Origin of the sequence: Actinomadura macra NBRC 14102 (assembly GCF_001552215.1) — a bacterium.
Taxonomy (GTDB): domain Bacteria; phylum Actinomycetota; class Actinomycetes; order Streptosporangiales; family Streptosporangiaceae; genus Spirillospora; species Spirillospora macra.
Window position 1 is genome coordinate 23,736 of the sequence record NZ_BCQT01000011.1, and the last position, 19,679, is coordinate 43,414.

Consider the following 19,679-nt stretch of genomic DNA (forward strand, 5'->3'; position numbering starts at 1 on the left):
ACCGACGGAGGGAACATGACGAGTGCGGCGCAGGCGGGCCGTGTGCTACCCCGTGTCATCGAGCGTGTGGATGAGGGCACAGACCTGCGGGGCCTGCTGGAGCGTGATCGCGCGGAGATCCGGCGGTGGCTCGCCGACGACGGGGCCGTGCTCCTGCGCGGGTTCGACGTGGGCGGTGTCGACGGACTCGACCGCGTGGTCCGAACCGTGTCGGGCTCGCCGCCGCTGACCTACGCGGAGCGGTCGTCCCCGCGCAGCACGATCAAGGGCCGGGTCTACACCTCGACCGACTATCCGGCGGGCGAGGAGATCTTCCTGCACAACGAGAACTCCTATCAGTCGGTCTGGCCGCGGACGCTGTACTTCTACTGCATCGAGCCGCCCACCGGGCAGGGCGCGACGCCGCTGGCGGACATCCGCGAGGTGTACTCCCGCATCGACGCGTCGGTGCGGGAGGAGTTCGAGCGCCGCCGGTGGATGGTGGTCCGCAACTTCCATGAGGACTTCGGTACGTCCTGGCGCGACACGTTCGGCACGACCGACCGGGGCGCCGTGGCCGCCTACTGCCGAGAGCGCGACATCGAGGTCGAGTGGCGCGGCACGGACGCCCTGCGCACCCGGGCCAGGCGGGACGCGGTGCACGTCCATCCGGTGTCCGGTGAACGCGTGTGGTTCAACCACGCCACGTTCTTCCACATCACCACCCGGGACGTGGACGTGGCCGAGGGGCTGCTGGAGGTCTTCGGCGAGGACGAGCTGCCGTCCAACACCTACTACGGCGATGGCGGCCGCATCCCGGACGACGTCGTGGCGCACCTGCGTGACTGCTACCGCGCGTCCTCCGTGCGATACGACTGGCAGCGCGACGACGTGCTGGTGGTCGACAACATGCTGGCGGCGCATGGTCGTGAGCCGTTCACCGGTCCCCGCAAGATCGCGGTCGCGATGGCGGAGCCCTCCGCGTGACCGGTGCCAGACGAGTGGCCGTGGTCGGCGCTCGCGGCACCATCGCCGGCGTCGCGGAGACCAGGGTGAGCTTCCAGCGGTACGAGTCCGGGCGGCTGCGCGTCGCGGAGATGGTCGACGCGCTCCGCCCGGAGCTGGACGAGGTCGCCGAGGTGACGGCGGCCGACTTCGCGGGCGACCACCACACCGTTTCCGGCCTGTGCGCCCTCACCCACACGGTGGAGCGGGCGCTGACCACCGCCGACGCGGTCGTGGTGACGACCGGTACCAACGAGCTGGGAGAGCTGGCGTACTGGCTTGACCTGACGCTGGCACGTACCAAACCGGTGGTCGTCACCGGCTCCCTGCGCCCCTGGACGGTCATCGGCTCGGACGCCCCGGTGAACCTCTACAACGCGATATTCCTGGCGGCGAGCGGCCGAACCCGGTCCTTCGGCGTGGTCGTCATGCTGAACGACGAGATCCTCGCGGCCAGGGACGCGGTCAAGAGCGACACCCAGCGCACCCATGCCTTCCAGTCCGCGGAGCTGGGCCGGCTGGGCACGATCGACGGCACCAGGATCAGGCTCCAGCGCGTCCCCGCCACGAGGGAGCACTGGACGCCGTTCGAGATCCGTCCGGGGGAGATCTCCAAGGTGGAGATCGTGCCCGGCTATCTCGATGCCGGACCCGAGACCCTGCTGGCCGCCGCCGAGGCGGGAGCCGCCGGGATCGTCCTGTCCGGGCCGCTGTCCCCGGAACAGAAGCAGGCGGCCCGGACCTTGGCTCGCAAGGGCATCACCTTCGTGGCGGCCCCGCACACCCCGAGGGGGGCGACCTACCCCCAGGAAGAAGCGGTCATAGGAACCGACCTCCCCCCGCCCAAGGCGCGCATCCTCCTGATGCTCACGCTGACCCGCGCGCAGACCCCGGCCGAAGCCAAGCAGATCTTCACCGACGAGTCCCCCTCGACCGGTTCGATCGCGATGCTCGGGGAGGTCTCGTAGCTGCCGGCGCCAGGTGATGCCGGGGTGCGCGCGCCGGTGCGGATCAGGTGGTGCAGTGCTTGTCGGTGTCGCGGCGAACGGTCGCGCCGGTGAACTCCTCGACGATCGCGATGTTCGCCGGCGCGTAGTTCGTCGCGGTGATCTTGTCGGCGTCGGGGCTGCCGATCTTGCCGGTGTAGGGCGCGGACTTCTCCAGCCAGTAGGCCGTGCGCAGGAACTGGGTCAGGACGAGCTCGCGCAGCTTCGGCTCATTCTTGATCTTGGCCCAGTAGTCGGGGTGCTTGTCCTTGGCCACGCGCAGGTAGAGCAGCAGGTAGCGGAGGTTGGTGGCCGCGATGTCACGGGCGTTGCTGGCCCCGACTCCCTTGATGAACTCCTGCACCACGGTGACCGCGGGCAGCCCGGTCAGCCCGGCGTTGAGCTCCGCCAGCACGCCCTGCAGCAGGTAGGCGCCCTGCTGGGAGTCCCGCAGGTAGATGCCGTCCATGCTGTCGCTCAGCTTGTCGGTGATCAGCGGCAGGATCTCCTTGCGGGGGAATCCGCCCTGGAGGGGCACGTTGGTCGCCTGCTGCGAGGCGTTGATCCAGGACGCGGTGTACTCGTTCCACTTGGTCCGGGACGGATCCAGGTCCCACATGTGGGTCTCCTCGTGGATCGCCACCATCATCGACTCGGCGAATCCATCGAAGCTCTTGGTGTTCACGAACTGGGTCCAGTACTTGTCGTTCGCTTGCGCGATGGCCAGTTTCTCCCCGCTGGGCCATCGCCGCTTGTACATCTCCTGCAAGGTCGGCATCCAGTTCGAGGAGCTGAAGCGCCCCTTGAGATCGTTGATGTCGGCCGCCGGGGTCGAGGGCTCGCCATAACAGAAGGGCGCAGCCGCCCGGGCGACCTTGGCGGCCTGGCCGCTCGACAGGGGGGCGGCCGCGGCCACGGGGCCGGGCACCAGCGACAGGGCAACAGTGGCGGTCAACAGGGCCGAACGGCCGGTACGTTTCACGGGGGACCTCGCTTCGGCGGGAGCCGGGCGCGCCTGGTGCGACACGGCGCGACCAATGTCTGATTTTGGGATGGTAATTTGCTTCGATCCCTGCCGCGTTCGTCGAATTTTGTGAATACGGGTCGAATGGCCTCTGAAGCCGCAGCTCAGCGCGCTGCGCCTCGCAGTGGAAAACGCTGGAAAACCGATCTCACGCGAAGATCGCCTTCACCTACCCCGGCCCGAAGTTGAAAAATAAAGACCAGGAAACCGTCCGTGCGAAGTGGCCGTCTCGCCGCGGGGGTCAGCCGGACGTGCGAGCGGCGCGGCGCGCGGTGGTCTCGCGGGGGATGAGGCGGTGGCTCAGAGTGGTGGTCTCGGCGGCGCCGGTGGCGGCCTCCGGAGGGGTGTCGATGATGTGGCGGGCGGCCATCGCGCCCATCTCGTACAGCGGGAGGCTGACCGTGGTCAGACCGACGAACCGGGCAACTCGGAGATCGTCGATGCCGGCCACGGAGATCTCGTCGGGCACGTTGATGTGCGCCTGCCGTAGCGCGTTGAGCGCGCCGACGGCGGCCTCGTCGTTGGCCGCGATGATGGCGTCGGGCAGCGGTGGGCGCGCGATGAGCCGCATGGTCGCGGCGTGGCCGGCCTCGAAGTCGAATCCGCCGGGGAACAGGTGCGCGCCCTCGGTGAGGTCGGCGTTGCTCATGCAGGCGAGGAAGCCGTCCCGGCGCTGCCGGGTGGCGACCATGTCCTCCGGTCCCTCGATGAAGGCGATCCGGCGGTGGCCGAGTGAGATGAGGTAGTCGGTGATGTCGTACGCGGCGGCCTGGGGGTCGGCGGCGATGACGGGACACCCGATGGTGCGAGCGGTGAGCGACACGGCGTGGATGCCCTGCTCCTGCGCGTGGCGGACGGCCTTGGCGAGCTCAGGTTCCTGCGGGTCGTCCACGTAGCCGCTGCCTGCGAAGATGACCCCCGCCGCGCGGTAGTCGCGCATGGTCTGCACCCGTGTGATCTCCGTGGTGGTGCGGCGATCGACGTTGCACAGCATGGTGACGTAACCGGCGCGGCTGGCGATGTCGTCCACCCCGCGGGCGATGACCGAGAAGTACGGGTTGACGATGTCGCTCACGAGGATGCCCATGAGCCGGCTGCTGCGCGAGACCAGCGCCCGGGCCAGCGCGCTGGGCGAGTAGCCCAACTGTTCGGCGACCGCGATGACCTTGGCGCGGGTCTTGGCGGAGATGGGGTGGCTGGACCCCGTGAGGACGCGCGACGCGGTGGACACGGACACACCTGCCGCTTGAGCGACTTCAGCGAGTGAGCTCACGGCCACCTTCCAAGGAGAACGTTTTCCTAATCATGGCATGGGCCTGCGACGTCGGCAACGGATCCATGCAGCTTCCGGGCGTTCGGACCTGGGGTTGGCTCTTGACATCGATGTGGTACCGATCACTACTATGCGGCGGAAGGCATACGTTTGCCTAGCCGACTACCTCGTCTTTCGATACGAATCCGAGAGAGCCGGCGCGATCTCGAAGGAGGAGGCTGTGCACGCCGGGACTCATCTGAGACGACTCGCCGCGCTCGCGACCCTCGCCGCCCTGGCCGCGTGCGGTAGCGGAGGCGCGGCCGAGACCAACAAGAATGGAACGCTCTCATTCAAGGTGGCGGTCACTGAACCGGACATCACGACCGTGCCGATCCTCGCCGCGATCGACGACCTCCGCCGGCAGGGCCACAAGATCAAGGTGGTTGAGCTCGCGGAGCCCGAACTGTCCATCGAGGGGCTGGCGAAGGGGGAGTATGCGATCTCGGCCGAGGCGACCAGCGCCGCCCTGCTCGCGGTGGAACAGGACGCCCCGATAAAGATCATCGCCGATGCCATCGGAAACCAGTGGGCGATCTACGGCAAGTCCGGCATCTCTTCCTGTGATCAGCTGAACGGGAGCCCCTTCGGGATCTTCAGCGAGGGTGCGACCGCGACCGCGATGGTCAAGGAGTGGGTGAAGACCCACTGCGGCGCCGGCAAGCGGCCCAAGTACCTGACGATCGGAGGCTCCGACGTACGCGCCCAGGCGCTCGTCGCCGGCCGGATCGCCGCGACCGCGCTGGAGGTCTCCGACGTGGTCGCCCTGGAGGCCACCGGTGCCAGGTTCGCCAAGATCGCCGACTTCGCCGAGAGCCTGCCCGATCTCCGCCCGCAGACCGTGTACGCCAACACCGGTTTCATCACCGAGCACAAGAGCGTGACGCAGGCCCTGGTGAACTCGCTGGTACGCGAGCACGCGAAGATCAACAAGGATCCGCGGTACCTGGTGGCCTTGGCGGCCAAGTACCTGCCGGACGAGGACGGCGCCGCGATGGCGAAGGTCGCCCAGCGCTACACCGCCGCGCGGCTGTTCGACGCGGCGGCGCTGACGGAGAAGAACGTCCAGGGCACCATCGACTTCTTCGTCCGGGCAGGTGTGCTCAAGCGGGGTATGACCGCGAAGGACGCGGCGGACCTGACCTTCGTCGAGGCGGCCCGATGACCGCCGCGACGACGCACGGGTCGCCGCACCGCAAGCCGGGGGCGCGAACCGGTCCTCGCCCGGCACGGCGCCCCGGCCTGCTGCGGCGCATCGCCGACCACAGCCTGCCCTACCAACTGCTCACCTTCGCCGTCCTCGCGGCGGGCTGGGAACTCTACGTCCGGCAGCGGGGCGGCCTGCTCATCCCCAGCTTCACCGAGACCGTCGAGGCGACGGTCGAACTGCTCGGCAGCGCGGAGCTGTGGCGGGCCATGTACGTCAGCAACCAGGCGTTGGCCATCGGTTTCGGAATCACCGTCGTCGCCGGCGTGCCCGCGGGCATCATGCTCGGCCGGTTCCGCACGGTGGAGCGCCTGGCCGACGTCTACCTCAACATCCTGCTGGTCACCCCGATGGCGGCGATCATCCCGCTGCTGGTGATGTCGGTGGGCTTCGGGCTGACCGCGCGGGTCATCCTCGTCACGATCTTTTCGATCGTGATGGTGGTGGTGAACGCCCGCACCGGGGTCCGGCAGGTGGACCCGTCGCTCATCGAGATGGCCCGCTCGTTCGGGGCGGACGAGCGGCGCGTCTGGACGCGGGTCCTGCTGCCCGGCGCCCTGCCGGCGATCATGACGGGCATCAGGCTGGGCCTCGGGCGCGCGGTGACCGGCATGGTCATCGTCGAGCTGCTCATGGTCTCCGACGCGCTGGGCGGCCTGATCCTGGAGTACCGCGGCCTGTTCAAGGCGCCGCTCCTCTACGGCACCATCGTGATCATCCTGGCGGAGGCGCTGCTGCTGATCTCCGTCGCACGGTGGGCCGAACGCAAGCTGACCCGATGGGCGCAGACCACCACGGCAAGGAGCGTTCGATGATCGAGATACGAGGACTGTCCAAGACGTTCATCGGTCAGGACGGCGGCACCGTCGAGGCGCTGCACGAGGTTGACCTCGACGTCCACCGCAACGAGTTCCTGACCGTGCTCGGCCCCAGCGGCTGCGGTAAGACCACGCTGCTGAAGACCATCGCGGGGCTCATCCCCTGGGACGAGGGCGACATCAGGATCGAGGGCGCACCGGTGCGCGGGCCGGGCCCCGACCGAAGCATGGTCTTCCAGAACTTCGCGCTGCTCCCGTGGGCGACCGTGCTGGAGAACGTGGCCTTCGGGCTGCGGATGCGCGGCGTCGGCCGCGCCGAGCGTGAGGAGCGTTCCCGCGCATTGATCGACACGGTGGGGTTGGCGGGCTTTGAGAGCAAGCGGCCCGGTGAGTTGTCCGGCGGCATGCAGCAACGCGTCGGGCTCGCGCGCGCCCTCGCCGTCCGCCCGCAGGTGCTCCTCATGGACGAGCCCTTCGGCGCCGTGGACGAGCAGACCCGACGCCTGCTCCAGGAAGAGTTGCTGTCCATCTGGGAGGAGCATCGGCTGACCGTCGTGTTCATCACTCACAGCATGGAGGAGGCGGTGCTCCTCGGCGACCGCGTCGTCCTGATGAGCGCCCGTCCCGGACAGATCGCCGAGATCGTTCCGGTTCCGCTGGAACGGCCGCGCTCCGGCGACGTCGGCGCAGTGGAACGTTCCGGGCAATACGTCGAGATCACGGCCTACCTGTGGGACCGGCTGCGTGACATGCACGCCGAGCACCGTCCGGCCAAGGCGGCCGGATGAGCGCGCTCGCGCAGCACCGTGGCGCCGCCGCCCGAGCACGCAGGCGCCTGTCCTGGCGGCGGTTGCCGGCGGCTCCGGTCAGCCTGGCCGCCGCCGGGGCGATCTGGGAGTCGGTGGGGCATCTGGCGGGTGCGTCGTTCTTCCCCCCGTTGAGCACCGTACTGGCGCGGCTGGTCGACATGGCGTCCAGCGGGCTGATCTTCAGCAGTCTGCGCGACAGCCTTATCAACCTGGCCCTGGGATTCGCCCTCTCCCTGATCGGGGGTCTGGTCATCGGGGTGGCCATGGGTCGCTTCCGCAAGGTCGAGGCCGCCCTCGGCGTGTACGTGTACGCGTTGCTCACCGCGCCGTCGCTGGTCTTCGCGCCCATCTTCTTCTCGCTGCTGGGCGAGGGGCGCGGCTCGATCGTCGCCGTCGTCGTCATGTACGCGATGTTCGTCATGATCATCAACACGGCGTCGGCGATCCAGGGCGTACCGGCGCACCTGGTGGAGATGGCCCGCTCCTACGGTGCCGGCGAGGGCCGGGTGCTGCTGAGCGTCATGCTGCCCGCCGCGGCGCCCATGATCATGGCAGGTGTCCGGCTCGGTGTCGGACGCGCCGTCACCGGAATGATCAACGGCGAGATGTTCATCGCCGTCGTCGGTCTGGGCCGGGTCGTGACCCAGGCGGGCGGGCGATTCGATAGCGCGAGCGTCCTGGCGGTCCTCCTGGTGATCATCGCCGTGGCCCTCAGCGCGGTGGCCCTCGTGCAGGCCGTCGACCGGAGGATCACCCGCTGGATGCCGCGGACATCGCGAGGAGACCGATGAAGATCGATGCGTACAGCCACATCCTGCCCGGACCGTACTTCGAGCGGATGCGCGAGCTCGCCGACCCGGCGGCGTTCAAACGCTGGCTGGAGTTGCCCGCGCTGCACGACCTCGACGAGCGTCTGCGGATCATGGACGAGTTCGGCGATGGCTACCAACAGGTGCTCACGCTGTCCTCGCCGCCCATCGAGCTTCTCTGCGGCCCGGCAGAGTCGGCGGCGCTGGCGCGGCTCGCCAACGACTCCATGCGCGAGCTGTGTGAACGACGTCCCGACCGCTTTCCGGCCTTCGTCGCCTCCCTGCCGATGAACGACCCGGACGCCGCGCTTGCCGAGCTCGCGTTCGCCGTCGACGAACTCGGCGCCCGCGGTGTGCAGGTCTTCACCAACGTCAACGGCCGGCCGCTGGACGATCCGGCGTTCGCCGCCGTCTTCGCCGAGATGGCCGCACGGGATCTGCCCGTCTGGATGCATCCGGCCCGCACCGCGGCGTTCGCGGACTACGCCACCGAGGACACCTCCAGATTCGAGATCTGGTGGGCGCTGGGCTGGCCGTACGAGACCAGCGCCGCCATGGCCCGCCTGGTGTTCTCCGGCCTGTTCGAGCGGCATCCCGACCTCAAGATCATCACCCATCACATGGGCGCGATGATTCCGTACCTGGAGGGCCGGATCGGGCTCGGCTGGGGCGACCAGCTCGGCAGCCGGACCTCCGGCGATGACTACGAGCGCCTACGGCACGCGCCGCGCCGGCCGCTCGACCACTTCCGGCGCTTCTACGCCGACACCTCGCTGTCCGGCTCGGCCATCGGAACCCGGTGCGGCCTGGACTTCTTCGGTGTCGACCACGTCCTGTTCGGCACCGACTGCCCCTTCGACCCCGAGGGCGGGCCCCTGTACATCCGCGAGACCATCCGCGTCCTCGACGCTCTCGACATCGCGGACGCCGCGCGCGACCAGATCTACCACCGCAACATCCGGCGCCTGATGCGGCTCTCCGGCGGACGATGACGTCCGCGGCGGGTCGTCGTTCCGGGAGTGTCCCGGCGGCGACCCGGCGCGCCCCGGCGCGCAGCAGCTCCGATCGGCCGGCGGTTCGGTCTCGACCACGGATGTCCCCCCAGTAGCAAGCGCTTTCAGGTTCAATGGTCGGTAGCCCCCGGAAGGCGAGCGGACTCGGGTCGAGGGGGTGAGTTGTAAGCGCTTACGGTTTCCGCCACGATATGACGGACCGCACCGGGGGAGGAACCGACACCCATGGCCGACCACAGTCTGGTCCGTTTGCAGGACGTCGCCGCACACGCGGGCGTCTCCATCGCGACGGCGTCACGGATGCTGAGCGATCCGAGCTACGGCGGCCGGGCCGCGCTGCGCGAGCGGGTGCTCGCCTCCGCCGCCGAGCTGGGCTACCGGGCGAACCCGCATGCCCGCGCGCTCGCGACGGCGTCCTCGACCAGTGTCGGGCTCGTCGTGCACGACGTCCGCGACAGCTACTTCGCCCTGCTGAGCGGCGGCGTCATTTCGGTGGCCGAGCGTGAGGGCCTCCTGGTCAACATGGTCTGCACCTACCGTGATCCCGCCCGCGAGCTCGAGTACGTCAAACGGCTCATCGACCAGCGGGTCAGGGCCCTCGTCCTCGCCGGCAGCGCGTTCCGGGACACCGCACACGACGCCGCCATGCGCACCGAACTGCTGGCCTACCAGGAGTCCGGTGGATCGGTCGTTTCGGTGACACGCGGGCGCGACATCGGTCACCTCGTCCAGATCGACAACATCGGCGGCATGCGACGGCTGGCCGACGCGATGGTGGAGCTCGGGCACACCTCGTTCGGCGTGATCGCCGGCCCGCTGCGGCTGCTCACCGTGCGGGACCGTCTCCAGGGCCTCAGGCAGGGTCTGAAGAAGCACGGCATCGTCCTGCGCCGAGACGACGTCGTCTACACCGACCTGTCGCGCGAGGGCGGGCTGTCCGGCGCGCAGACGCTGATGAGCCGCCGGAACCCGCCGGGATGCCTCATGGCCGTGGCCGACGTCATGGCGCTCGGCGCGCTGTCGTGGCTGCGCTCGAACGGGATCTCCGTGCCGGAGGAGGTGTCGGTGACCGGGTTCGGCGGCCTGCCCGCGGCAGTCGACGCGGTGCCCAGGCTGACGACCGTGGAGGTCCCGCTCGAGCGGGTCGGTGAGACGGCGATGGACCTCGCCCTGCGCCCCCCGTCCCCCCGCCACACGGTGGAGGTCGAGGGGGCGCCGGTGCTGCGGGAGAGCGCCGCCGCGCCTCGGTGAGCTCAGCCCAGGACGTGCCGGGCGAAGCCCGCGACGACGCCCGCGAGGACCTCGTCGGGATCCCTCGCCCACACCTCCTCGTTGAAGATCTCCACCTCGATCGGTCCGGTGTAGCCGGCGGCGTCGACCGCACGGGTGATCGAGGGAATGTCGATGGCGCCGTCGCCCGGGAGCCCGCGGCCGAACGTCGGATGCGGCTGGGGCACCAGCCAGTCGCACACCTGGTAGCCGATGATCCGCTCGCCCGCGCGGGCCAGGGAGGGATGGAGGCCGGGATCCCACCACACGTTGTAGGTGTCCACGGCGAGCCCGACATGAGCGGGTTCGAACTGCTCGACGATGTCGAGGGACTGGCCGAGGGTCACCGTGACCGACCGCTCGGCGCACATCATGGGATGCAGCGGCTCGACGGCGAGCCGGACCCCGGCCGACGCCGCGTAGGGCACCAGACCGGCGATGCCCTCGGCCACGGCCGCACGTGCGCGTGGCAGGTCGAGGTCGTCGCGCACACCGCCGCTGACCAGGTAGAGCACATCCCCACCGATCGCGGCGGTCAGGTCGACGGCGCGGCGGTTGGCCGCGTGGTCGAGGCCGCCCCCGTCGGGGTTGCGGCCGGTGAAGAACCCTGCGCGGCAGACGCTGGACACCCGCACCCCGTGATCGCGCAGCAGCGTCGCCGCCCGGTCGGCGCCGTACTCCTCGACGGGCCCGGCCCAGGCTCCGAGCCAGCCGATCCCGTGGCGTGCGAGGCCGCGCACCGTCTCCTCCAAGGTCCAGTTCTTGACCGTGATCTGGTTGATGCCGAGCCGTTCGACGCTCACGCGGCGCTCCTTCCGTCGATTCCCGCGGTCGCGAGCACGGCGAGCATGCGCGCGGTCGCGAGATCGGTGTCCTCGATGAGGCCCGCCTGGTCCGCGAGGCGGAACAGGCGGGAGAGGTGGTTGACAGAGCGGGCGCCCTGATGCCCGCCCAGCATGATGAAGTGCGGTTGGAGACCGCGCAGGTAGGCGAGGAAGACGACACCGGTCTTGTAGTGGTACGTCGGAGTCTCGAAGATCGCTCTCGACAACGGCACGGTCGGCGCCAGTACGCGGGCGAAGCCGTCCTGCTCGCCCTCGTCGAGCAGTGCCAGTGCCTCGGCCGCCAGCGGCGCGATCGCGTCGAAGACGCCGAGCAGCGCGTCGCTGTGGCCGTGCCCGTCGCCCCTGATGAGCTCGGGATAGTTGAAGTCGTCCCCGGTGAACATCGTCGTGCCGGCCGGAAGCCGGCGGCGCAGGTCGACCTCCCGTCCGGCGTCGAGCAGGGAGATCTTGACGCCGTCGACCGCCCGCGCGTTCTCCGACATCAGCCGGACGACGGTGTCCGCGGCGGCGTCCAGGTCGCCGGTGCCCCAGTAGCCGGCCAGCCGCGGGTCGAACATGTCGCCGAGCCAGTGCAGGATCGCCGGCCGGGTCAGTGAGCCGAGCACGTTCGTGTAGACGGACAGATAGTCCTCGGCGGAGCGTGCGGCGCGGCAGAGCGCCCGGCTCGCCATCAGCACGACCTGGCCGCCGGCGTCCTCGATCCACCGGCATTGGCGGAGATAGGACCGCTCGATGTCCGCGAGGGGCGCCGGACGGTCGTCCGGGAGGTCGTCGGTGCCGGCCCCGCACGCGATGGCCGCGCCACGGCCCGCCGCCTCCCGGCACGACCGCTCGATCAGCTCCCGGACCCGGCCCGGTGGCAGCCCCATGCCGCGTTGCGCGGTGTCCATCGCCTCCGCGACGCCCAGGCCGAGGTCCCACAGGTGATGCCGGAAGCTCAGCGTCGCGTCCCAGTCGATGGCCGGATTCAGCGCGGGGTCGACCGTGCCCAGCGGATCTGCCACGACGTGTGCGGCCGCGTAGGCGCGGCGTGTCCGCGGTGTGTCGCGGCGGCTCGCGAGCTTCCGCGACGACCCCCGCACCGTGTACCTCTCCAGTCCGGTGCCGGAGGGCAGCAGGATCGAGGTCACGCCGACCCGATCGTCAGTTCGGGCACGTCGATCCAGCGACGCTCGCGCGATGAGCGCAGCGCGAGTTCGGCGAGCTGGACGCCCTTGGCCCCCTCAAGCAGGTCCCAGCCGAACGGCGCGTCCTCGACCACGTGCCGCAGGAACATCTCCCACTGGACGCGGAACGCGTTCTCGAACTCTTCGTTGTCGGGGACCTCCAGCCATCCCGCCCGGAAGTCGATCGGGTTGGGGATGTCGGGGTTCCACACCGGCATCGGGGTGTTGGCCCGGGACTGGGCCCGGCACTCGCGGAGCCCGGCGATCGCGCTGCCGTGCGTGCCGTCGAGCTGCCACTCGCCGATCTCGTCGCGGTAGGGCCGGGTGGCCCAGGACGTCGTGAACTGTGCGGTGACGCCGTTCTCCAGCTCGAACAGGCCGTAGGCGGCGTCTTCGGCCGTGGATTCGTAGGGTCTGTCGTCCTCGTCCCAGCGCTTCGGGATGTGGATCGCGCTGTGGCACAGGACCGACCTGATCGGCGAGACGACGTTGTCGATCAGGTAGCGCCAGTGCGGGTACATGTCCAGGACGAGGCCCCCGCCGTCCTCGCTGCGGTAGTTCCACGACGGGCGGTTGAGGTGCTGCCAGTCGCCCTCGAAGACCCAGTAGCCGAAGTTCAGCCGGAAGCTCAGCATCGTGCCGAAGAAGCCGCCGTCGATGAGCCGCTTGAGCTTGCGGATGCCCGGCAGGAACAGCTTGTCCTGAACGACGCCGTGCTTGACGCCGGCGTCCTGGGCGAGCCTGGCGAGTTCAAGGGCCTCATCGAGCGAGACGGCCGTCGGCTTCTCGCAGAAGACGTGCTTGCCCGCGGCGATGGCCGCGCGTATCGAAGCGGCCCGCATGTTGGTCGTCTGCGCGTCGAAGTAGATCGTGTCCTCGTCGTTCGCGAGGGCCTCGTCGAGGCTGGTCGTCCAGCGTTCGATGCCGTAGCGGCGGGCGAGGGCCTCCAGCTTGGCGGGGTTGCGCCCGACGAGGACGGGATCCACGACGAGCCGGCGGCCGTCCCGCAGCGTGAGCCCGCCCTGGTCGCGGATCGCCACGATCGACCGGTCGAGGTGCTGCCGCGTCCCCATGCGTCCCGTGACGCCGTTCATGATGACGCCGATCCGGACCTGATCCATGATGTGCCTCCTTGGATTTCTGTAAGCGCTTTCTATCCAGGCCGGATGACGACTGTCAAGAATCAGCAACCGAAGAGGGTGCGCGCGGTGCCGCCGAGCACGGCGCCGCGCTCGGCGCCGGTCAGGCCGGGAGCCGCCACCACTTTCGTGACCGCCTCCGGGTCCCCGGTGGAGAAGGGGAAGTCGCTGCCGAGCAGCACGTGATCGCTCCCCGCGAAGCCGACGAGCCAGGACAGCGCCGTCGCCGAATGGGTGAGCGAGTCGTAGTAGAGGCGCCGCAGCACCGAGCTCGGAAGCACGCGGTCATCGGTCCAGTCGGCGCGGAGCCGGGCGATCGCGTCGAGCCTGCCCGCCTGGTACGGCAGGAAGCCGCCACCGTGCACCACACACAGTCGCAGGTCGGGAAAGCGGTCGAAGACGCCTGCGAGGATCAGGGCGACGACGGCCGCCGTGGACTGCGCCGGGTTGTCCACCATGTCGTCGAGCCGGCCGCCGCGCAGGCCCGCCGGGGACATCGCCCGCCACGGGTGCAGCAGCACCGCCGCACCCGTATCGCTGGCGGCCTTCCAGAGCGGATCCCAGCCCTCGTCGTCCAGCCGCGGCCCGGCTCCTCCCACCGTGAGCTCGCCGCCCGCGAAGTCCTGGCGCGCCGCGGCGCGCCTGAGCCGGGCCGCCGCCGCGGCGGGGTCGCGCCGGTCGAGCAGCGTCAGGGCGAGGAGCCGGTCGGGCCGCACGGCCACCACCGCCGCCATCGTCTCGTCCAGGGCGTGCAGGAATCTCGCGGCCGCGGCCGGGGCGAGCTCGTCCGGGCTCAGCTCCGTCCACGGCGAGATGACCTGGACGTCCACGCCGGTCCGGTCCATCTCGGCGATGCGGGAGCGCACGTCGGTGAGGGCGGTGGGCACGGGCGGCGTCAGCCGCGCACCGAACCGGACGCGCCGGTCGCCGGTGAGCGAGGGCAGGGCCGGGTCGGATCCGCCGTGCGCCAGCTCGTCGAGCAGGGCCGCCGGGACGGCATGCGCGTGGACGTCGACGACGCGACCGGTGGGGCGGCCGGGCAAGGGTCTTGAAGTGGCCATCATGCTGTGAGATGGTATCGAAAATTGAAAGCGCTTACAGGAGATGGGTCATGCCGGATCGAAATGAAGCGGGTCCGCTCCAGGACCGGGTCGTGGCCGTCACCGGTGGCGGCCGAGGGCTGGGGCGGGCCGTGGTGCTGGCCGCTGCCGCCGCCGGAGCCGATGTGGCGATCGCCTACCGCGAGAGCGAGGCCGGGGCCAAGAGCGTCGCCGAGGAGGCCCGGTCCCTCGGCGTCGAGGCGGAGGTCCACCGCTGCGACGTGACCGAACGCGATCAAGTCTTCGCGTTCGTCGCGGCGGCGGAGCGGCGGTTCGGCCGGATCGACGGGCTCGTGAACAACGCGGGCGTCATGCCCGAGTCGCCGTTCCTGGAGACGACCGCGGGGGAGTGGGACCACGTCATCGCGACCGACCTGACCGCGGCCTTCCACGCCAGCCAGGCGGTGCTGCCCGGGATGCTGGAACGCGGTTCGGGAAGCATCGTCAACATCGCGTCCCGGCTCGGCCAGACCGGCTGGCCGGGCGTCGCGCACTACGCCAGCGCCAAGGCCGGGCTGATCGCGCTCGCCAAGTCGATCGCGCGCGAGTTCGGGCCACGGGGGGTCCGGGCGAACAGCGTCGCGCCCGGTGTGACCAACACCGACATGGGTCGCACCGTGATGCGGGGCGAGGTCGGCCGCAAACGGATGTCCGAGCTGCCGCTCGGCCGGTTCGGCGAGCCCGAGGAGGTCGCAGACTGCGTGGTCTTCCTCCTTTCGGACGCCTCCGCGCTGCTCATCGGTCAGACCCTCCACCCCAACAGCGGAGGACTGATGCCATGAGCCCGGTCATCGGGACCGTCCGGGACGCCCTCGCCCTCGTTCGCGACGGGGACGCCGTCTGGGTCGCCGGATCGGGCGCCGGGCACGGCGTTCCCCAGGCGTTCATCGACGCACTGGCGGCGCAGTTCGCCGACACCGGGCATCCGCGCGACCTGACCACCGTCAGGGTCGTCGGCATCGGCGACTTCGCCGACACCGGGTTCTCGCAGCTGGCTCTGCCGGGCCTCGCGCGCCGGACGGTCGGCAGCAACATCGGCAACGAGCCACGGCTCGGCGCTCTGGTCGCCGACGGCGCGCTGGAGGCGTACTCACTCCCGCAGGGCGTGCTCTCCGCGCTGTGCCGCGACATGGCGGCCGGACGGCCCGGGCACATCACGCACGTCGGCCTCGGCACCTACGTCGATCCGCGGCAGACGGGCGGCAGGCAGAACGCGCGCACCACCGAGGACGTCGTCGAGGTGGTCGAGCTGGCCGGACGGGAGTGGCTGTTCTATCACGCGCTCCCCATCGACGTGGCCGTCCTGCGGGCCACCACGGCGGACGAGGACGGCAACCTCACGTTCGAGCATGAGCCGATCCTGGGCGATTCGCTCGCGCTGGCGATGGCCGCGCACAACAACGGCGGCACGGTCGTCGTCCAGGCCGGGCGACTGGCCGCACGGGGGTCCCTGCGTCCGGCGGACGTCCGTGTTCCCGGCGCCCTCGTCGACCTCGTCTACGTGGACGCCGGGCAGCGCCAGACCTATGCGACGGCGTACTCCCCGTACTACTCCGGTGAGCTACGGGCGCCGGCGGCGGGCGCGGCCGTGTCGCCGCTGGACGTCCGCAAGGTCATCGCGAGGCGGTCGTTCCTGGAGTTCCGTCCCGGCGACATCTGCAACCTCGGCTTCGGCATCTCGCAGCAGATCGGCGCGATCGCCGCCGAGGAGGGCGTCGAGGAGAAGCTGACGCTCACCGTCGAGCAGGGCATCTTCGGCGGGGTGCCGGCCTTCGGCGGCGACGGCGGCGCGGGCCGCAACTACCAGGCGCGGCTGGAGCAGCCCTCGATGTTCGACTTCTACGACGGCGGCGGGCTGGACATCGCCAGCCTGTCGTTCGCGCAGGTCGACCGGTTCGGAAGCGTCAACGTGCACGCCTTCGACGAGCGCCCGCGCGGGCCCGGCGGGTTCATCAACATCAGCACCCGGACGAAGCGGCTGTGCTTCGTCGGCACGTTCACCGTCGGCGGGCTCCGGGTCGCTTTCGAGGACGGGGCGCTCACCATCCTCCAGGAGGGCCGGCACCGCAAGTTCGTCGGCGCGGTGACCGAGATCAGCTTCAACGGGCGGCTGGCAGCGGAGAAGGGCCAGTCCGTCAGGTACGTCACGGAGCGCGCGGTGTTCGAGCTGACCCCCGAGGGCCTACGGCTGATCGAGGTGGCGCCCGGAATCGACGTGGACAAGGACGTGCTGGCCCACATGGACGTCGAGCCCACCGTCGACGGCCCGCTGGCGCTCATGGACCCGCGGCTGTTCGCGGCCGGGCCGATGGGGCTGGCGGCGGCCTTCGCCGCGGAGGGAGCGGCGTCATGACAGAGCTCGTGCACCTGGTGCCGGGGGCGTGCACCGAGATCGTCCTGGACAACCCACCGATGAACGTGGTCTCCCGGGAGCTGACGCGACAGCTGCGCGCGGTGCTGCGCGCGGTTGCCGGCGATCCGGGCGTCCGGGCGGTCATCGTGTACGGGGCAGGCGGCAGGGCGTTCTGCGCCGGGTCCGACATCGCCGAGTTCCGCTCGCTGCACGGACGTGTCGCCGAGGACAAACTGCTCCTGGAGCGGCTGGTCTACGGGCAGCTCGCGAGGCTGGAGCCGCCCACCATCGCCGCCATCGAGGGCCACGCCCTCGGCGGTGGGCTCGAACTGGCCTTGTGCTGCGACCTCCGGATCGCGACCCGGCGCTCCAAACTCGGGATGCCCGAGCTGAAACTCGGCGCGACGCCCGGCAGCGGCGGGACACAGCGGCTGCCGCGGGTGGTCGGGCAGGCGCGCGCCAAGGAGATGATCCTGCTCGGCGAGCCGATCGACGCCGCGACGGCGCTCGCCATCGGGCTGGTCACCCGCGTGGTCGACGACGGGGAGGCGGTCGACGCCGCCCGCCGGATGGCGGAGGCACTCGCCTCGCGCGGCCCCGTCGCGATGCGCGTCGCGAAGAGGCTCCTCGACGCATCCGCGGAGACGGCCCTGGAGGGCGGACTGGCCCGGGAGCTCGAAGGCTCCGAGGCCGTCTTCGCCACCGACGACATCCTGGAGGGCGCGGAAGCCTTCCTCGAGAAACGACCGCCCCGGTTCAGCGGCCGCTGACCACATCGGCACAGGAGAAGAACATGCGCACAGTGGCCCTCTTCGGCCGCCCCCTCCAGCGGCGGCACTCCGTCGTCATGCACAACGCGGCGTTCGAGGCCGCGGGCGTCGACGCGCGGTACGAACTGCGCGAAGTCGACGAGGCCGGGCTGGCCGAGCAGATCGCCGAGGCCCGCCGCGGCCGGTGGATGGGCTTCCAGATCACCGCGCCGTACAAGCTGCTCGTGATGGACCTGCTCGACGAGATCGAGCCCGACGCCCGCCGCATCGGCGCGGTCAACAGCGTCGCCGCCGAGCCCGACGGCCGGCTGATCGGGTTCAACACCGACGCCCTGGGGTTCATGGCCGGTGTGACGGACTGCCTCGACGGGGGCGTCGAGGGTCGGTCGGTGGTCGTCGCGGGGTCGGGCGGCGTCGGCCACGCGGCCGTCTACGGCCTGGCCGCTGCGGGCGCGGGCCGCCTCACCGTCCTGGACCTCGACGTCGCCATGCCGCGGCGGCTCGCGGACGACCTCGGCGACGCCGCGACGATCGAGGCCCTCGCCCTCGATGACCCGCGGGTCCGCGATCGGCTGGCGGAGGCCGACCTGTTCGTCAACGCCACCTCCGTGGGCATGCTCTCACCGGGGCCGGTCGTCGACGTCGAGCTCATCGATCCGTCCGCGGCGGTGTTCGACGTCGTGTACACCCCGGCCGAGACCGAGCTGGTGCGCCGGGCCCGGGCCCGCGGGATGCGGGCCGCCAACGGTGACCGGATGCTCGTCGCGCAGGCGGCCGCCGCCTGGTGCCGCTGGACGGGTCTGCCTGATCCGGCCGAGACGATGCGGCGGGCTGTCGCCCCCCTGCTCGCGGAGGGCGGTCCGCAGCGGTGACGCGGGTGGTGTTGGCCCCCGACTCGTTCAAGTCGAGCCTTTCGGCGGCACGTGCCGCCGAGGCGATGGCCGAGGGGTTCCGGCGGGTACGGCCCGGCGCGATGCTCGAGTGCCGGCCCCAGGCCGACGGCGGGGAGGGCACCATCGACGCGGTGCGGGCCGCGCGTCCGGACGCGGTCGTCCGGACGACGACGGTGGTGCTGCCGGGCGGTCCGCACGAGGCGCGCTGGCTTCTGCTGGGTGACGGCACGGCGGTGGTCGAGCTCGCCGAATGCTGCGGGCTCCCGCTCGTCGGTACGGGCGACCCGGTGGGCGCCGACAGCGCACCGCTGGGGGTCGTGCTGCGCGCGGCCCGCGGGGCGCCCGCCCGCAGGATCATCCTCGGCCTCGGCGGGTCGGCCTCCACCGACGGCGGCGCCGGCTGCCTGCGCGAGCTCGGCGTCCGGCTGTCCGGTCCGGCCGGACGCGACGTCCCGCCCGGGGCCGCGGGGCTCGCGGTGGTCGCCGGGGCCGATGCCGCGGACCTGCTGGAACCTCCACCGGGCGGGCTGCTGGTCCTCTGCGACGTCGACGTGCCGTTGTTCGGCCCGCGGGGCGCGGCGACCGTCTTCGGCCCCCAGAAGGGCGCCGCCCCGGCGCTGGTACCGGTCCTCGATGACGCACTCCGCCGCTGGGCGAACGTGGTCGGCGGTGAACCGGAGGCTCCGGGCGCCGGCGCGGCGGGCGGGATCGGGTACGGCTTGTCGGCCTTCTGGCCGGCGACGATGGTGTCGGGCGCCGAGTACCTGAGCGAGCTGAGCGGGCTGCCGGACCGCGTGGCCGGTGCGGAGCTCGTCGTCACGGGGGAGGGGCGCCACGACGAGCAGTCCTACGCGGGCAAGGTCACGGGACACGTCGTCCGCCTCGCCGAGCGCCACGGCGTGCCGGCGGCCGTGATCGCCGGGAGCGTGACGGTCCGGCGGCCGGAGGTGAGGATGGTCGGTCTCGTCGCCCTGGCCGGGTCGGAGCGGGAGGCGATGCGGAGGCCGGCGCACTATCTGCGGCTCGCGGCGGCACGGCTCGCGGCCGGCCTGCCGCACGCCGGCTGAGGGCGTCCCGTGGTGTTCGATCTCGGTCAGCGGCGACGCGCCTCTTGCCGGAAGGGCCTCGGGCATGGGGGTGCAGGAGCGTCGATCGCGGCGTCTCACATGATCGCGGGAGACG

19 protein-coding genes are annotated in these 19,679 nt (G+C 70.9%); 13 read left to right on the forward strand and 6 right to left on the reverse strand.

The genetic code is table 11. From position 1 onward, the window contains the following. Window positions 1-15 precede the first annotated feature (15 nt). Entirely contained in the window at window positions 16-966 is a 951-nt protein-coding gene (locus AMA02S_RS20015; RefSeq protein ID WP_067460894.1) for a TauD/TfdA family dioxygenase, read from the forward strand. Then, a complete protein-coding gene (locus AMA02S_RS20020) occupies window positions 963-1,952 on the forward strand; it encodes an asparaginase domain-containing protein (protein WP_084265381.1) in 990 nt (329 codons plus the stop codon). Before AMA02S_RS20015 ends, AMA02S_RS20020 begins: the two co-directional genes overlap by 4 nt. 43 nt (window positions 1,953-1,995) lie before the next feature. Here the strand turns inward: AMA02S_RS20020 and AMA02S_RS20025 are convergent, their stop codons facing one another. Together AMA02S_RS20025 and AMA02S_RS20030 are read right to left on the reverse strand one after the other, a co-directional pair. Next, entirely contained in the window at window positions 1,996-2,898 is a 903-nt protein-coding gene (locus tag AMA02S_RS20025) for a hypothetical protein (protein ID WP_218005055.1), read from the reverse strand. Between the two features lie 337 nt (window positions 2,899-3,235). Beyond that, entirely contained in the window at window positions 3,236-4,273 is a 1,038-nt protein-coding gene (locus tag AMA02S_RS20030; RefSeq protein ID WP_369688398.1) for a LacI family DNA-binding transcriptional regulator, read from the reverse strand. 214 nt (window positions 4,274-4,487) lie between these two features. Between AMA02S_RS20030 and AMA02S_RS20035 the strand changes: the two genes are divergently transcribed. From AMA02S_RS20035 to AMA02S_RS20060, 6 genes are all read left to right on the forward strand, one after another. Beyond that, window positions 4,488-5,471 (forward strand): ABC transporter substrate-binding protein, encoded by a 984-nt coding sequence (locus AMA02S_RS20035; RefSeq protein WP_067460896.1) that lies wholly within the window; start codon window positions 4,488-4,490, stop codon window positions 5,469-5,471. Continuing rightward, window positions 5,468-6,328 carry an ABC transporter permease gene (locus AMA02S_RS20040; RefSeq protein WP_084265383.1) on the forward strand — a complete coding sequence of 287 codons (861 nt, stop codon included), beginning with the start codon at window positions 5,468-5,470 and terminating at the stop codon, window positions 6,326-6,328. Before AMA02S_RS20035 ends, AMA02S_RS20040 begins: the two co-directional genes overlap by 4 nt. Then, entirely contained in the window at window positions 6,325-7,119 is a 795-nt protein-coding gene (locus AMA02S_RS20045) for an ABC transporter ATP-binding protein (RefSeq protein ID WP_067460897.1), read from the forward strand. Before AMA02S_RS20040 ends, AMA02S_RS20045 begins: the two co-directional genes overlap by 4 nt. Next, complete coding sequence (locus AMA02S_RS20050; RefSeq protein WP_067460898.1) at window positions 7,116-7,931, forward strand: ABC transporter permease; 816 nt, start codon at window positions 7,116-7,118, stop codon at window positions 7,929-7,931. Before AMA02S_RS20045 ends, AMA02S_RS20050 begins: the two co-directional genes overlap by 4 nt. Then, window positions 7,928-8,941, forward strand: a complete 1,014-nt coding sequence (locus AMA02S_RS20055; protein WP_067460899.1) for an amidohydrolase family protein — start codon at window positions 7,928-7,930, stop codon at window positions 8,939-8,941. Before AMA02S_RS20050 ends, AMA02S_RS20055 begins: the two co-directional genes overlap by 4 nt. 246 nt (window positions 8,942-9,187) lie before the next feature. Further along, window positions 9,188-10,213 (forward strand): LacI family DNA-binding transcriptional regulator, encoded by a 1,026-nt coding sequence (locus AMA02S_RS20060; protein WP_067460900.1) that lies wholly within the window; start codon window positions 9,188-9,190, stop codon window positions 10,211-10,213. A gap of 2 nt (window positions 10,214-10,215) precedes the next feature. Here the strand turns inward: AMA02S_RS20060 and AMA02S_RS20065 are convergent, their stop codons facing one another. The 4 genes from AMA02S_RS20065 to AMA02S_RS20080 all read right to left on the reverse strand — a co-directional run bounded on the left by AMA02S_RS20065 (window position 10,216) and on the right by AMA02S_RS20080 (window position 14,445). Continuing rightward, window positions 10,216-11,034 carry a sugar phosphate isomerase/epimerase family protein gene (locus AMA02S_RS20065; protein ID WP_067460901.1) on the reverse strand — a complete coding sequence of 273 codons (819 nt, stop codon included), beginning with the start codon at window positions 11,032-11,034 and terminating at the stop codon, window positions 10,216-10,218. Then, on the reverse strand, window positions 11,031-12,206 hold the full coding sequence (locus AMA02S_RS20070) for a dihydrodipicolinate synthase family protein (protein WP_067460902.1): 1,176 nt from the start codon (window positions 12,204-12,206) through the stop codon (window positions 11,031-11,033). The genes AMA02S_RS20065 and AMA02S_RS20070 overlap by 4 nt, the downstream gene beginning before the upstream one ends. Next, complete coding sequence (locus AMA02S_RS20075; protein WP_067460903.1) at window positions 12,203-13,363, reverse strand: Gfo/Idh/MocA family protein; 1,161 nt, start codon at window positions 13,361-13,363, stop codon at window positions 12,203-12,205. Before AMA02S_RS20075 ends, AMA02S_RS20070 begins: the two co-directional genes overlap by 4 nt. 62 nt (window positions 13,364-13,425) lie before the next feature. Then, window positions 13,426-14,445 (reverse strand): amidohydrolase family protein, encoded by a 1,020-nt coding sequence (locus tag AMA02S_RS20080; RefSeq protein ID WP_084265384.1) that lies wholly within the window; start codon window positions 14,443-14,445, stop codon window positions 13,426-13,428. 47 nt (window positions 14,446-14,492) lie between these two features. Here AMA02S_RS20080 and AMA02S_RS20085 point away from each other — a divergent pair, with 47 nt between their 5' ends. Genes AMA02S_RS20085 through AMA02S_RS20105 form a run of 5 tightly spaced genes read left to right on the forward strand, consistent with a single transcriptional unit; the run spans window position 14,493 to window position 19,564 of the window. After that, window positions 14,493-15,263, forward strand: a complete 771-nt coding sequence (locus tag AMA02S_RS20085) for an SDR family NAD(P)-dependent oxidoreductase (protein ID WP_067460905.1) — start codon at window positions 14,493-14,495, stop codon at window positions 15,261-15,263. Next, complete coding sequence (locus AMA02S_RS20090) at window positions 15,260-16,834, forward strand: acyl CoA:acetate/3-ketoacid CoA transferase (protein WP_067460906.1); 1,575 nt, start codon at window positions 15,260-15,262, stop codon at window positions 16,832-16,834. Before AMA02S_RS20085 ends, AMA02S_RS20090 begins: the two co-directional genes overlap by 4 nt. Then, on the forward strand, window positions 16,831-17,604 hold the full coding sequence (locus AMA02S_RS20095) for an enoyl-CoA hydratase/isomerase family protein (RefSeq protein ID WP_067460907.1): 774 nt from the start codon (window positions 16,831-16,833) through the stop codon (window positions 17,602-17,604). Before AMA02S_RS20090 ends, AMA02S_RS20095 begins: the two co-directional genes overlap by 4 nt. A 23-nt stretch (window positions 17,605-17,627) precedes the next feature. Beyond that, window positions 17,628-18,476, forward strand: a complete 849-nt coding sequence (locus tag AMA02S_RS20100; RefSeq protein ID WP_067460908.1) for a shikimate dehydrogenase family protein — start codon at window positions 17,628-17,630, stop codon at window positions 18,474-18,476. After that, window positions 18,473-19,564 carry a glycerate kinase family protein gene (locus AMA02S_RS20105; protein WP_067460909.1) on the forward strand — a complete coding sequence of 364 codons (1,092 nt, stop codon included), beginning with the start codon at window positions 18,473-18,475 and terminating at the stop codon, window positions 19,562-19,564. The genes AMA02S_RS20100 and AMA02S_RS20105 overlap by 4 nt, the downstream gene beginning before the upstream one ends. Window positions 19,565-19,679 lie beyond the last annotated feature (115 nt).